Source organism: Thalassotalea euphylliae (genome assembly GCF_042682785.1).
Classification (GTDB): domain Bacteria; phylum Pseudomonadota; class Gammaproteobacteria; order Enterobacterales; family Alteromonadaceae; genus Thalassotalea_F; species Thalassotalea_F euphylliae.
This window is the reverse complement of record NZ_JBHUIB010000003.1, coordinates 532,281-545,807: the sequence shown is the minus strand read 5'-3', so window position 1 is coordinate 545,807 and position 13,527 is coordinate 532,281. Positions and strand designations below refer to the sequence as shown.

Here is a 13,527-nt window from a genome sequence, read left to right as displayed (position 1 = left end):
ACAGGATTCGTTTCGGGTCCTTTTTTATCTAAAGCTTGAAAAGTGTCTTAAAATTCTGGGTTGAGAGTTCCGCAATTTGCTCTACCGATTGACCTCTAATGCTCGCTAAATGTTTAGCGACTTCGACCACATATGCAGGCTGGTTCTGTTTGCCGCGATAAGGAACAGGCGCTAGATATGGCGCATCTGTTTCAATAAGGAAACGATCATCAGGTATAACTTTAGCAACTTCGCGCAACTCTGACGCATTTTTAAAAGTAACAATACCAGAAAATGAAATGTAAAAGCCCATTTTCATTGCTGCTTCTGCCATTTCTAGGCTCTCGGTAAAACAATGCAATACACCGCCAACCTCGTCCGCCTTCTCCTCTTTGAGGATATCTAATGTATCTTGCCTTGCATCACGCGTGTGAATAATAAGAGGTTTATTTAAGGCGCGAGCAACACGAATGTGTTTACGAAAAGCGTCTAATTGCACCTCTTTTGTTTCGGGTGCATAAAAATAATCTAAACCCGTTTCGCCAACAGCGATAACACGCGGGTGAGTGGCAAGTGATTGCAATCTCTCTTGAACGACTACATCTGACTGATTAAGCGGATGCACGCCACATGATAAATGCACATTGCTATAGGCAGCCGTTTTTTCAACCATTGATGGAAACTCATCAAGCGTTACGCTCACACAGAGCATTTCACTAACGTTTGCATCCACAGCAGCAGCAACAACATTATCAATAGATTGAAAGTCATTGAGATCAAGTCGATCTAAATGACAATGAGAGTCTATAAACACGGAATAACCTTTAACTACATGGTTAATGTGGGTTCAGCAGAATTTAGATGGCGAGCGATCATTTTCTCAATTTGCGCGCGTACATTTTCTGAATCTTCAGTAAAGCTAACACCTATGCCAGGGGGCGTACCATTTTGAGCGCCAACCGGTGTTAACCAACAAACAACACCTTTTACATTCGACTTTTCAAGAGAGTCTGGTAACAAAACATCTAGTGAAATCTCAGTGCCCAGTTCAAAATATTCAGGGGTGCGAATAAATAAACCTCCCTGCTTAAGAAAAGGCATATATGACTGATATAGATCTCGCTCTGTAATAAATTCGATGTGTAAGTTATCCATGTTCCCTCTTGGTTTACGAGACTAAGCGTTGCAGTTTTACTAAAAACTGTTGCTTTGCCATCGTTTCGTTTACCTGTGCGTAAGTCGCTAGTTGCTTGTTTGTCGCTAATATTAACTGAAAAATACGATGGAGCGAATCAATATCTAGCTTTTGTCTGATAATTTCCGTCAAATCACCACCGATAGCTTCATCTTTAAGCCAATCATGTTGCTCTCTGATGATATTGCTGACGAGGCGTTCTAGCCATATCAGCCCTTTTGCTTCACTCAAAAATAGATGTTCAAATTCGACAAAGGCTGCATGTCCCGTTACCCAAGTTAAAAAATGCGCAACAAGTTGGTCATGATTTTTTTTGCTTTCAAAGTCAGATAGCTCGGGTAAATAACTCGCGTTAGCAAATGGATGATTTTCATGCTGCTCGGCAGTCAATTGCTGGTTATTAGGTCTGATATCAACCCGCTGACAGCGACTCACAATAGTCGGTAATATCAAGTCGATGTTATCAGTTGATAGGATGAGAACGTTACCTACATTAGGCTCTTCCAGCGTTTTTAGAAGAGCATTGGCTGCCGCTACGGTCATATGTTCTATCTGAGAGATAACAACGACTTTTGATTGACCAATCTGCGCAGTGGTTTCTAAAAAGCGTGTTACAGAGCGGATATCATCAACACCTATGTTGTCATTTGACTCCAACGATTTTAAATCCGGAAACGTTCCACTATTTATCAGTAGGCAGTGCTTACAATGACCACACGCTTGAGAATCAACATTGCCATTTCTAATAGGCGTTTGACATAAGATTAGCCGAGCTAACCATTCAGCAAGGTGTTTTTTACCAACACCTTTGCTACCAGAAAGCAGTAACGCATGCGGCAGTCGACCTTGTGATAACTGGCTAGAAAGTTGACCTTTTAACTGCTCAACCCAAGGAAATTGCATAAACCTAGTTACCTTGCACAAAAAGCGTTAATTGCTGGCGAATATCTTCGTGCACTTTCGGCATGGTTTGGCTTGCATCAATCGTCACTACAGTGTCATCCTGACTGGCAAACTCACGATACTTTTGGTGGGTGCGCTCGAAAAAGGCCATATCTTCTTGCTCAATACGATCTAATGCGCCCCTCTCTCTGGCTCTCGCCAAACCAATGGCTGGTTCAATATCCATATAAATCGTGATATCTGGTTTAAAGCCTTTCAGTGTTATATCTGCAATTGTATTCATCACACTATCATCAATATTGCGTCCACCGCCTTGATACGCGCGTGACGATAGATCATGTCGATCGCCAATCACCCAGTCTCCGCGCTCAAGAGCGGGTTTGATAACATTGTTCACCAATTGGCTTCTACTGGCATACATCAAAAATAATTCTGTTTCTTGGGTAACCTTTTCATCGTGCTCTGCCGACTTAACAATGGTGCGTAACTCTTCCGCCAATGGTGTACCACCAGGCTCCCTGGTTTGAATAAATGAAATATTGTGTTCACTCAATACTGCTTTGATGACATCAATGGCTGAAGATTTTCCTGCTCCTTCCATTCCTTCAATAACAATAAATTTTCCGCGGGTCATTAAGATTTGCCTAATATGTATTTTCTGACAGCCTTATTATGCTCTGCCAAGTCTTTTGAAAAATAATGGCTACCGTCACCTTTGCTGACAAAGTAAAAATAATCACTTGCTTCTGGATGCAAGGCTGCTTGAATAGCTGAAAGTCCTGGCATGGCAATTGGCGTTGGCGGTAAACCATCAATTCGGTAGGTATTATATGCTGTTTTTTCTCGCATGTGAGCACGCGTTATATCGCCTTTATAGCGTTCGCCTAAACCATAAATAATGGTTGGGTCTGTTTGAAGGCGCATTTTTTTACGTAGACGATTAACAAAAACAGACGCGATACGAGATTGCTCAGAAATAAGTCCTGTTTCCTTTTCAATAATAGAGGCCATGATCAAGGCTTCATAGGAAGATTTATAAGGTAAACCCTGCTGGCGGTTCTCCCACGCGCTATCAAGTTCTTGCTGCATTTTCACATATGCTCGCTTGATCAGTGTCTTATCAAGCGTACCGGCAGTAAATGCATAGGTATCGGGAAACAGCAGCCCTTCAACATTTAACTCATCAACACCAAGTAAAGCGCGCAAACTATCGCTATCTAAAGATGGTGTCGACTGTTTAATTTGAGGATGTTGGCTAAGCGCTGCAAGCCACTCTTTGTAGGTGCTTCCCTCAACGAAAGTCATTGAGAACTGATGTTCTTTACCTGAAACAATTTTGTCGAGTAGTGAAAGCACTGTATCGCTGGGCGTTATTTGATAAGTCCCTGACTTAATGGCCACCTTATCAGGATTCAGTCGCGCGTAATTGCGGAGCCAAAAACGCGAGTCTATAAGCTGAGATTCAACCAATTGCTTGGAAAACTTGTGCATGTTTGCGCCAGGCTTTACAACAATGAGTTGTGTCTGTTCAAGGTTCAACGGTGCATGCATTGATTGCGACATTTTAAAATAAAGGCCCCATAGCACCGTCAGTCCAACAACAGCTAGGATTAAAAATTTCTTCATAACTTAACCATCTCTTGTACGTCTTGCACGGCGTTTATTGTTAGTGGCTTATCTCGCCACATTGAGACAGGTACAAGCTCCATCACAGAGTTACAAATAAACGCAGCCTCGGCATTATCTAGCAAATCAATTGGGCATTGTTCAACAATGGTCGTCGGAATTTGAGATAAGAGCTGTTGGCGAACTAAACCATCAACGCCAGCGTTAACAACAGAAGGTGTCTGCCATTGCTTACTTCCCCTGGGCAGCCAAAAAATATTTCCCGCTGATGTCTCCACGACATTATTGTTGATATCCAGAACAACGATGTCATCCTCTTTACGAGCGTCCAGCTCTCTTCTGACAAAAACCTGCTCCAAACGATTTAAATGCTTTTTGCTCGCAAGCAAAGGATTGATGCCAAGTTTAGTCTCTGCTAACCCAAGCCAAATCCCCTTTTTTTGCCAATTAAAATAATGTTTAGGAAATTCGTGAACGGTAATCAGTATTTTTTCTGCACTCGCATTGGCTCTTGAGTAACCGCGCCCCCCCTCTCCAGCGGTTAGTAAAACCTTCAATACTGCTAGGGGAAACTGTTTCGCTAGCTGTTGTAGATGAGCGGTCAATAAAGTCGAATCAAAGGTTAAGCCAAGCCACTCGGAGCCTTCAGTTAGTCGCGTAATGTGTAAGTTTAAGGCCTTTACTTCACCCGCTTCAATTTTTGCAGTCGTAAAAATGCCATCACCATATGCCACTCCTCTGCTGGTTATTGGCAAGAATGTTTCGGGTCCTTGAAAAATCTCTTGATGCAGTAACGTCATAAATTACATAAAAAAAGCCTGAATACCATTAAGTATTCAGGCTTCGAGATTTAAGCGCAAGCGAATTCTATGAATGCATGCTTACTTGACCACTAATTAATCAGTGATTTTCTTAAATAATAACGAACCGTTAGTACCGCCAAAACCAAATGAATTACACAATGCGTATTCTAGGTCTACGTCTCTTGCACCATCAGTGATGTAATCTAAATCACACCCCTCATCTGGATTTTCTAAGTTAATTGTTGGAGGCACTTTACCATTAGCAATCGCTTGGATAGTAAAAATGGCTTCTACAGAGCCAGCAGCACCTAACAAATGGCCCGTCATTGACTTGGTAGAACCAACCATCAAACTATTTGCATGTTCGCCAAATACTGATTTCACAGCATTTGTCTCTGCAATATCACCTGCTGGTGTCGAGGTACCATGGGCGTTGATATAGCCAATTTTCGACTTATCTACACCAGCGTCATTAATTGCATTTTGCATTGACGCCGCAGCACCTTCACCATTTGGCGGTGGGGATGTCATATGGAATGCGTCACCACTCATACCAAAGCCAACTAGCTCTGCGTAAATGTTAGCGCCACGCGCTTTAGCGTGTTCATACTCTTCTAATACAATAACACCTGCACCATCACCTAACACGAAGCCGTCGCGGTCTTTGTCCCAAGGGCGAGAGGCTTTCGTTGGTTCATCGTTACGCGTTGACAATGCACGTGCTGCCCCAAATCCACCCATACCAAGATGAGTAGAAGCTTTTTCAGCACCACCAGCAACCATAGCGTCTGCATCGCCATAAGCGATCATTCGTGCGGCATGACCAATATTATGTACGCCACTCGTACAAGCGGTAACAATAGAGATGTTAGGTCCTTTTAGGCCGTACATTATAGATAAGTGACCCGCAATCATATTGATTATGGTTGAAGGTACAAAAAACGGTGAAAGCTTGCGCGGACCACTCTTCAGCATTTTTTCGTGGTTTTCTTCAATCAGGCCTAAACCACCAATGCCTGAGCCTACAGCAACACCAATGCGGCTAGCATTAGTTTCTGTAACTTCTAATCCAGCGTCTTTAATCGCTTGAACACCTGCAGCAACACCATACTGGATAAATAAATCCATTTTTTTGGCGTCTTTTTTAGGCATATAGTCTTCTGCATTGAAGTCTTTCACTAAACCTGCAAATTTTGTTGGGTAGTCTGACGTATCGAAATGTTCGATCATGCCAATACCGCTTTTGCCTGCTAGCAATGCTTCAAATGTAGATTCAGGTGTGTTGCCCAGTGGGCTTAACATACCAAGACCGGTAACTACAACACGTCGCATAGGATGAGTTGCCTCCGATAGAATAGAATTGAGAAAGGTAATAAATGTTCGTTACTAAAACGAAAATGCAATACGTAGAAAGTAATCAGGCGGTTTACTGACAAACCGCCTGATTCGAGATATTACTGGTTAGCTTTTACGTAATCGATTGCAGCTTGAACAGTAGTGATTTTCTCTGCTTCTTCATCAGGAATCTCTGTATCAAACTCTTCTTCTAACGCCATAACTAATTCAACAGTATCAAGCGAGTCAGCGCCTAGGTCGTCTACGAATGAAGCTTCATTTGTTACTTCGTCTTCGCTCACACCTAGTTGTTCAACTGTAATTTTCTTTACGCGTTCTTCGATAGTACTCATTTTTTTTCCTTTACTAAAATATGCAATTTTGCAAATTGCGTGTAGTGTATTCGCCAAAGGTTAACCATGCAAGCAACTAATTTTAGTTTTTCTTCTGGTCTAACCTCTTGGCAACTTTATATTTATATCAAGTTTTTGGTTTTTAACAAGGTTCGTAACAACACTGTTAAACCATGTACATGCCACCATTCACATGTAACGTTTCACCGGTAATGTAACCCGCTGCGTTAGACGCTAGAAACGCTACTGCACTCGCAATTTCCTCAGGCTTACCTAGGCGGTTAGCCGGTACTTGAGAGAAAATACCTTCTTTTTGCTCGTCCGTTAAGGTTTGAGTCATATCGGTGTCGATAAAACCCGGAGCAATAGTATTTACCGTAATGCCGCGAGATGCAACTTCACGTGCTAAAGACTTAGTAAACCCTAGCAGACCAGCTTTCGCAGTTGCATAGTTCACTTGGCCCGCATTACCCATAGTACCTACGACAGAACCAATATTGATGATACGGCCTTCGCGCTTTTTCATCATCGGGCGCAGCACTGCCTTGCTGATTTTATAAACAGACGAAAGATTCGTATCAATTATGTCATTCCACTCATCGTCCTTCATACGCATCATCAAATTATCACGCGTTATACCGGCATTGTTGACTAAGATATCAACGCCGCCGTGATTCGTTTTTATTGCTTCAAATAACGCATTAATTGAGTCATCACTTGTTACGTTTAATACCATGCCATTACCAGCACCTAAATAATCGCTGATTTTCTCTGCACCACCTTCTGAAGTGGCTGTACCGATAACGGTTGCACCAAGCTCTTTTAATTGGCTCGCAATTGCTTTACCAATACCACGGCTTGCACCTGTAACAAGTGCAACTTTACCTTCCAATGAAAACATAGTTTTTCCTGCTGTAATTCTTTTATTAATTAACCGTTTGCTAGCATTTCTTGTGCTTTGGTTAACGACGCATTGTCGTTGACTGAAACACCAGCAATTGTTTTATCTATTCTTTTTACAAGCCCTTGTAATACTTTACCTGGACCAACTTCTACCAAGGTATCAACACCTTGAGCCGCTAAATACTGAACCGTTTCAGTCCAACGTACGGGGCTGTATAACTGACGTATTAGTGCCGTTTTAATGCTTTCAGCATCAGACACTATCGCAACATCAACATTATTCACTACTGGGATTACCGGTTGGTTAAATGTCAATGCGTTCAAAGACTCAGCCAGTTTATCAGCCGCATCTTTCATTAATGCACAATGAGAAGGTACACTAACTGGAAGCGGTAACACACGTTTGGCGCCAGCTTCTTTACACAATTCGCCTGCTCTTTCTACTGCAGCAGCATGACCAGCAATAACAACCTGCCCTGGTGAATTAAAATTCACTGCCGAGACAACGTCATCACCTGCGGCTTTTTCACATGCAGCAATAATATCAGCATCACCTAAACCAATAACCGCAGCCATTGCACCAATTCCCTCAGGTACAGCCGCTTGCATATATTCACCGCGCTTTTCAACTAACACGACTGCGTCTTCTAATGATAAAACACCGGCGCAAACAAGTGCCGAATATTCACCAAGGCTGTGACCTGCCAAATGCGATGGCTTTGCTTGTGAAGTTGCTTCTAATACGCGAAACATCGCAACGCTCGCCGTCAATAAAGCTGGCTGCGTGAAATTAGTTGCATTAAGTTTCGTATCTGGGCCTTCAGACACAAGTTGCCACACGTCATACCCTAGCGCGTCAGAGGCTTGCTTAAAGGTACGTTGAACAATTTCATTGTCTGCAAAGTCAGCCAGCATGCCAACTGCTTGAGAACCTTGTCCAGGAAAGACAAAAGCTAAATTTTCTTGCATTGTATTACCTAATTTATTTTTATCGAAATAGCGATTAGTACTTAACTAACGCCGAACCCCAGGTAAACCCGCTACCGAAGGCTTCTAATAATAGTGTTTGACCGCGTTTAATTCGTCCATCACGAATGGCAATGTCTAGTGCAGTAGGAATTGTTGCCGCCGATGTATTACCGTGTTTATCAAGTGTGACAACAACTTGCTCCATCGGCAATGATAGTTTTTTAGCGGTAGCAGAAATAATTCGGAGATTGGCTTGATGAGGAACTAACCAATCAATGTCGGTTTTTTCCATGTTGTTGTGCTCAAGTGTTGTGTTAACAATTTCACTAAGTTTGGTCACCGCAACTTTAAATACTTCATTACCTGTCATGTAGATGTATGACTTATCAACAGACATTGCATCACCACGTTGTGGCAAATCACACCCCAGTAAAGGTTGGAATTTTCCATCTGCGTGCAAATGCGTTGACAATATACCTTGTTCTTCACTTGCTTCTATAATGGTTGCGCCAGCACCATCACCAAACAAAATCAAGGTAGTGCGATCACTTGGATCACACATGTGTGACAAGTTATCCGCACCTATTACAAGCACACGCTTTGCCATGCCTGATTTAATATACTGATCAGCAACACTCAAACTGTAGATATAACCTGAACATGCCGCTGCAACATCAAATGCTGGAATATTCGGTATTTCCAGGTACTGCTGCACCATACAAGCAGAGCTAGGAAGAGAAATTGCGGAACTGGTTGTTCCCATGACAATCATGTCGATGTCTGTAGGCTTAAGGTTAGCCGCTTCCAGTGCTTTTTTGGCGGCTTGAGCCCCCATATAAGCCACTGTTTCTTCAGGATTAGAAATTCGGCGTTCTTTGATACCTGTGCGTTCGGTAATCCATTGATCAGTCGTATCGACTAGTTTCTCAAGGTCAGCGTTAGATCTTACTTGAGCGGGAAAGTAGCTACCGGTACCAATAATTTTCGAATACATATTTTATTTAGGGCCTTTGTATTAATCCTTGTTCCAACTTATCGCTAATTTTTTGCGGAACTTGTCTTTCTACTTCTTTTACAGCTTCCATAATCGCTGTAAAAAATGCTTTGGAATTTGCGTTACCGTGGCTTTTAACCACAATTCCACGCAATCCTATCAGACTTGCACCGTTGTACTGGTCGGGGTTCAGCGATTTAAACAGTTTTTTTAAGGTTGGAGCCAAAAAACGCCCTAATATTTTGGCTATTACGTTCTTTTCAAAAACTTCTCTAACTTTTTCATAGACTAATCGCGCTACACCTTCGCACGTTTTCAGCGCTACATTACCTACGAAACCATCACAAACTATAACGTCGGCTTTGTTGTTAAAAATATCATTTCCTTCTACAAAGCCAACATAATTTATATCCGGGTTTTGTGACAATTGTGCGGCAGCAAGCTTAATATGATCACTACCTTTAATGTCTTCTTCGCCCATATTGAGCAGTGCAATACGTGGTTTTGGTATACCATCAACTTGCTCTGCCATTACCGCCCCCATCAAACCAAATTGATAGAGGATATTCGCATCACAAAATACGTTGGCCCCAAGATCTAACATAAACACATGTTGACTATTATCTTTGGTTGGCAACGCAGAGATAAGCGCAGGCCGCTCTACACCCGGTAGTGTTTTTAACACAAAGTGCGCTGTGCCAAAGAGAGCACCAGTGTTTCCCGCACTAACACAAGCCATCGCTTCGCCAGAATCGACTAAATCTATGGCTTTGCGAAGCGACGAATCTTTCTTCGAACGAATGGCCACAGACGGTTTTTCACACATAGAAACGCTTTGCGTAGTGTGCAAAATTGTCAATTGGGGGTGATTTAATGCTTTATGACGAGCGAGTTGCTCTTGGATAATATCTTGGTTACCACAGAGGATAAGAGAAAGTGTGGGTAACCGCTCTACCGCCATGATGGCAGCAGGAATTGTTACTAGGGGGCCTTTGTCGCCCCCCATAACATCTAACGCTATGGTTAGATTATTCAAAGGTCAATCGCTTACTTAGCGATTACTTTAACACCTTTGTAGTAACCATCAGCAGTAACGTGGTGACGACGGTGAGTCTCACCTGATACTGGATCTACTGATAAATTTTCTGCTGTTAAAGCATCGTGTGAACGACGCATACCACGTCTTGCACGAGACTTTTTGCTCTTTTGAACTGCCATAGCCTAACTCCTAAAATCGGTTGCTAACTAAAATATAACTACTTGAGTTGTTTCAATACGTCAAATGGATTCGGCTTATCAAGCTCCTCGGGCAACTCCCCCCAGGTTGTATCCGACTCAGCGTTACAATCTTCAGGTTCATGCCTTGGAATCAATGGAATCGCAAGGATTAACTCGTCTTCCACTAACTCTCGCAAGTTAACTTCACCATTTTCATCTAATTCGATTGCGTCGTAATACGACGGCAAATCATCAGCACCTTCAGCGTTCTTAACCGGACTGAACTGGAAGTCGATTTCCAGTTCATGCACAAATTCGTCATTACAACGTTGGCATGTCAGTCCTACTGATGCCGACCCCTTACCTGATATTACTACCAGACCAAGTTCATCCACATCAAACTGAAAACTAACTTCAACTTGCTCTTGTGTGCTAACACACGCATCGAGCAATCTCTTCATTTCCGATAACTGAAATACACCTTCGCACTCAAGTCGTCGTTGCGCACTTTTGTACGGGTCTATCGTTATTGGAAGCTTAAGGTTCTGCATAAGGCGCGCATAATAAAGCCCATACAGGCATGTGTCAAAAGAAATTTAAGGTTTTTCTTTAAAAATGATTAACAGATACAATATTAGACGAAGATAACTTTTAATACGCATATTTTGTGAACGAAACATGAAAAAGATTGTACTTGGTTCAACCTCTCCTTATCGCAAAGAAATTTTAGCGAAATTGAACATTCACTTTGAAACAGCTAAGCCCAATATCGACGAAAAACCGCAAGCAAATGAAACACCAGAGCAACTTGTCGCAAGACTTGCCGAGCAAAAAGCAATGGCGGTTCAAGCTGATTTTGAAAATGCGCTGATCATAGGCTCAGATCAGGTTGCTGTATTTGGCGACAAAATCTTAGGGAAGCCCCACACCGAAGAAAACGCTATCAAGCAACTAATGTCATTTAGCGGCCAGCACGTTACTTTCTTAACAGGTTTATCTGTGTTTGATACGGCAACAAAAGAAGCAAAAACATTGGTAGAACAATTCAGTGTTTATTTTAGACAACTGACAGAACTAGAAATTAGAGCCTATGTTAAAGCCGAACAGCCGTTAAACTGCGCAGGTAGCTTTAAAAGTGAAGGTTTAGGTATTTGTTTGTTTGAAAAGTTGGTAGGCGACGACCCCAACACGTTGATCGGCCTACCATTGATAAAGTTGTGTGAATTGTTTAAACGTTTTGGTGTGAATGTACTGGAGCACCAGTCAATAACTGAATAAGCTCTGAAATTGAGTCAACAATGACATTGGGCTGGCACTTTTCTAATGACTTTTTGGTGTCAGCACCCAGTGTAATACCTACACTGTCTATCCCTGCATTATTAGCCATCGTTAAATCATGAATAGAATCGCCTATCATCAACGCTTCATGTGTTTCGACCCCCAAATCCTGCAACAATATTTCTAACATTCGCGGGTTCGGTTTAGACTCTGCCTCACACGCACATATCGTTTGGTGAAAATACTCTCCAGTATTCGTGTCAGACAACATTTTGTTTAGACCTGGTCTATTTTTTCCTGTTGCCACAGCCACTAGCTTACCCTGAGAACGCAAGGCTCCCAACATCACATCGACATGTTCAAACATCGGCGACGGTACGGTATTTTCATGCAAGTATTGTTGTCTATATTCAGCGATTAATTGTTCAGTTTGAGATTCCGTCACTAAGGGAAATAGCCTCTCTATTGCCGGTACTAAACTTAATCCGATGATACTTTTAGCGGCCTCGTCTGTTGGAGGCTCCAATGAAAGAGCGCGCGCAGCAGCTTGAAGCGATGACACTATTCGACCAATAGAGTCCATTAATGTGCCATCCCAATCAAAAATATAGAGCTTATAATTATCCATTTTTAGCCACCGTAAGCTGTTTTAATGCATTAGCTAAATTACCATCGAGTGGCGCTTCTACTTTTAAACGCTTTTCAGTACGTGGATGCGTGAACTCAATACTTGCTGCATGTAAAAAGAGCCTTTTTAGCCCTTTATCTCGCATATCATCATCAAATGGTTCATAACCATACTTGGGGTCACACGCTATTGGATGCCCTTTCGTTTGACAATGAACGCGAATTTGATGTGTTCTACCTGTAACAGGAAAAGCGCGCACTAACGTTGCGCCCTCATAATGTTGAATCACTTTATAACGAGTTTCGGATTCTTTACCGTTTATGTTGTCGACTACAACAACTCGTTCACCTGACTTCAGATCATTCTTTTTCAGACCTTCGGTCACTTTTGTTAATTTTGGTGACCAGCGTCCTTTAACAAGCGCTTGATAAAACTTCTGCACTTTTTTATCGCGCAATTGCTGATGTAAATTACGCAAGGCAGAGCGCTTTTTGGCCACAACGAGGCAACCAGATGTGTCACGGTCTAGTCGGTGCACCAATTCCAACATTTTAGTATTTGGACGCAATGCACGTAACGCTTCTATCACACCGAAATTAACGCCGCTACCACCGTGTACCGCCATTCCAGAGGGTTTATTTATGACTAATAACGCTTCGTCTTCATAGAGTATTTGTGACTCTAAATTAGACACAACATTAAGCTGCGTAGAGACCGGATTAGATTTTTCAGATACACGAATTGGCGCCACACGAACAATATCATCGGCTGCAATTTTATATTCAGGTTTAGTGCGTTTTTTGTTAACACGAATTTCCCCTTTCCTGAGTAACCGATAAATCATACTCTTCGGCACCCCTTTTAGGGTTTTAAGCAAATAATTGTCTATTCTTTGCCCGCTTTCATCTGCATCAATGGTGAAAAAACGTACTTTTGGTTTGCTGTCTTCTTTCATGCGCGCAGTCTAGCATAAAAATGTGCAATTTTTCTTTAATTTAACCCTTGAATTGTTTGCGTTATTAGCAAACTTAGTGGGATAATAAAAGGGTTACGCTGACAGAAGGTCAGCTACGTAACAAAAGGACGCAATTTTGCGAAATGTAAGAGGCGAAATGCGGCTACTTTAATGCGCGATAGACGTGTTAACTGACCAGCCCATTGCACAGCTTGGCGCGAGTAACTTGCCAAGAACTGGCATCAACATTTTGTCCAGCGTAAAAGATGCAAATATTACAGTTAGTCATGTAATAGCAGGTAGAAAAAGCCCTTGGCGAATGAATATCTAATGCCTGACTATGCATGTGGCGCAGCACACTCGCTGAGCACATAAAGAATTTTAAATA

Annotated in this window: 17 protein-coding genes; 1 reads left to right on the top strand and 16 read right to left on the bottom strand. The window is 42.2% G+C overall.

Translation table 11 applies throughout. The annotated features are described in order from the left end of the window. Nucleotides 1–28 precede the first annotated feature (28 nt). From ACFSJY_RS09765 to yceD, 14 genes are all read right to left on the bottom strand, one after another. Nucleotides 29–793, bottom strand: coding sequence for a TatD family hydrolase (locus tag ACFSJY_RS09765; protein ID WP_386033725.1), 765 nt, complete (start codon nucleotides 791–793; stop codon nucleotides 29–31). 14 nt (nucleotides 794–807) lie between these two features. Next, the gene (locus ACFSJY_RS09760) at nucleotides 808–1,134 is read right to left on the bottom strand and encodes a PilZ domain-containing protein (RefSeq protein ID WP_386033723.1); all 327 of its coding nucleotides are present in this window, start codon (nucleotides 1,132–1,134) and stop codon (nucleotides 808–810) included. Nucleotides 1,135–1,147: 13 nt separating this feature from the next. Beyond that, nucleotides 1,148–2,077 carry an AAA family ATPase gene (locus tag ACFSJY_RS09755; protein WP_386033721.1) on the bottom strand — a complete coding sequence of 310 codons (930 nt, stop codon included), beginning with the start codon at nucleotides 2,075–2,077 and terminating at the stop codon, nucleotides 1,148–1,150. Nucleotides 2,078–2,081: 4 nt separating this feature from the next. Beyond that, nucleotides 2,082–2,711 (bottom strand): dTMP kinase, encoded by a 630-nt coding sequence (tmk, locus tag ACFSJY_RS09750; RefSeq protein ID WP_386033719.1) that lies wholly within the window; start codon nucleotides 2,709–2,711, stop codon nucleotides 2,082–2,084. Next, nucleotides 2,711–3,703, bottom strand: a complete 993-nt coding sequence (gene mltG / locus ACFSJY_RS09745) for an endolytic transglycosylase MltG (RefSeq protein WP_386033717.1) — start codon at nucleotides 3,701–3,703, stop codon at nucleotides 2,711–2,713. The genes tmk and mltG overlap by 1 nt, the downstream gene beginning before the upstream one ends. Next, a complete protein-coding gene (gene pabC, locus ACFSJY_RS09740) occupies nucleotides 3,700–4,503 on the bottom strand; it encodes an aminodeoxychorismate lyase (RefSeq protein WP_386033715.1) in 804 nt (267 codons plus the stop codon). Before pabC ends, mltG begins: the two co-directional genes overlap by 4 nt. Before the next feature lie 96 nt (nucleotides 4,504–4,599). Beyond that, nucleotides 4,600–5,838: a beta-ketoacyl-ACP synthase II gene (gene fabF / locus ACFSJY_RS09735; protein WP_386033713.1), complete on the bottom strand. Its 1,239-nt coding sequence runs from the start codon at nucleotides 5,836–5,838 to the stop codon at nucleotides 4,600–4,602. 122 nt (nucleotides 5,839–5,960) lie between these two features. Beyond that, nucleotides 5,961–6,194, bottom strand: a complete 234-nt coding sequence (gene acpP, locus ACFSJY_RS09730; RefSeq protein ID WP_386033711.1) for an acyl carrier protein — start codon at nucleotides 6,192–6,194, stop codon at nucleotides 5,961–5,963. Between the two features lie 166 nt (nucleotides 6,195–6,360). Continuing rightward, nucleotides 6,361–7,095 (bottom strand): 3-oxoacyl-ACP reductase FabG, encoded by a 735-nt coding sequence (fabG, locus tag ACFSJY_RS09725; protein ID WP_386033709.1) that lies wholly within the window; start codon nucleotides 7,093–7,095, stop codon nucleotides 6,361–6,363. Nucleotides 7,096–7,124: 29 nt separating this feature from the next. Further along, nucleotides 7,125–8,066, bottom strand: a complete 942-nt coding sequence (fabD, locus tag ACFSJY_RS09720; RefSeq protein WP_386033707.1) for an ACP S-malonyltransferase — start codon at nucleotides 8,064–8,066, stop codon at nucleotides 7,125–7,127. A gap of 34 nt (nucleotides 8,067–8,100) precedes the next feature. Beyond that, nucleotides 8,101–9,060, bottom strand: coding sequence for a beta-ketoacyl-ACP synthase III (locus tag ACFSJY_RS09715; protein WP_386033705.1), 960 nt, complete (start codon nucleotides 9,058–9,060; stop codon nucleotides 8,101–8,103). 7 nt (nucleotides 9,061–9,067) lie between these two features. Next, nucleotides 9,068–10,096 carry a phosphate acyltransferase PlsX gene (plsX, locus tag ACFSJY_RS09710; protein WP_386033703.1) on the bottom strand — a complete coding sequence of 343 codons (1,029 nt, stop codon included), beginning with the start codon at nucleotides 10,094–10,096 and terminating at the stop codon, nucleotides 9,068–9,070. Between the two features lie 11 nt (nucleotides 10,097–10,107). Next, complete coding sequence (gene rpmF, locus ACFSJY_RS09705) at nucleotides 10,108–10,278, bottom strand: 50S ribosomal protein L32 (RefSeq protein WP_386033701.1); 171 nt, start codon at nucleotides 10,276–10,278, stop codon at nucleotides 10,108–10,110. A 38-nt stretch (nucleotides 10,279–10,316) separates the two neighbouring features. Beyond that, on the bottom strand, nucleotides 10,317–10,829 hold the full coding sequence (gene yceD, locus ACFSJY_RS09700) for a 23S rRNA accumulation protein YceD (protein WP_386033699.1): 513 nt from the start codon (nucleotides 10,827–10,829) through the stop codon (nucleotides 10,317–10,319). 127 nt (nucleotides 10,830–10,956) lie between these two features. Here yceD and ACFSJY_RS09695 point away from each other — a divergent pair, with 127 nt between their 5' ends. Further along, nucleotides 10,957–11,556, top strand: a complete 600-nt coding sequence (locus ACFSJY_RS09695; protein ID WP_386033697.1) for a Maf family protein — start codon at nucleotides 10,957–10,959, stop codon at nucleotides 11,554–11,556. Here ACFSJY_RS09695 and ACFSJY_RS09690 read toward each other — a convergent pair. Further along, a complete protein-coding gene (locus ACFSJY_RS09690) occupies nucleotides 11,507–12,184 on the bottom strand; it encodes an HAD family hydrolase (RefSeq protein ID WP_386033695.1) in 678 nt (225 codons plus the stop codon). The two genes, ACFSJY_RS09695 and ACFSJY_RS09690, sit on opposite strands and share 50 nt — an antisense overlap. Then, on the bottom strand, nucleotides 12,177–13,139 hold the full coding sequence (rluC, locus tag ACFSJY_RS09685) for a 23S rRNA pseudouridine(955/2504/2580) synthase RluC (protein ID WP_386033693.1): 963 nt from the start codon (nucleotides 13,137–13,139) through the stop codon (nucleotides 12,177–12,179). Before rluC ends, ACFSJY_RS09690 begins: the two co-directional genes overlap by 8 nt. Nucleotides 13,140–13,527 lie beyond the last annotated feature (388 nt).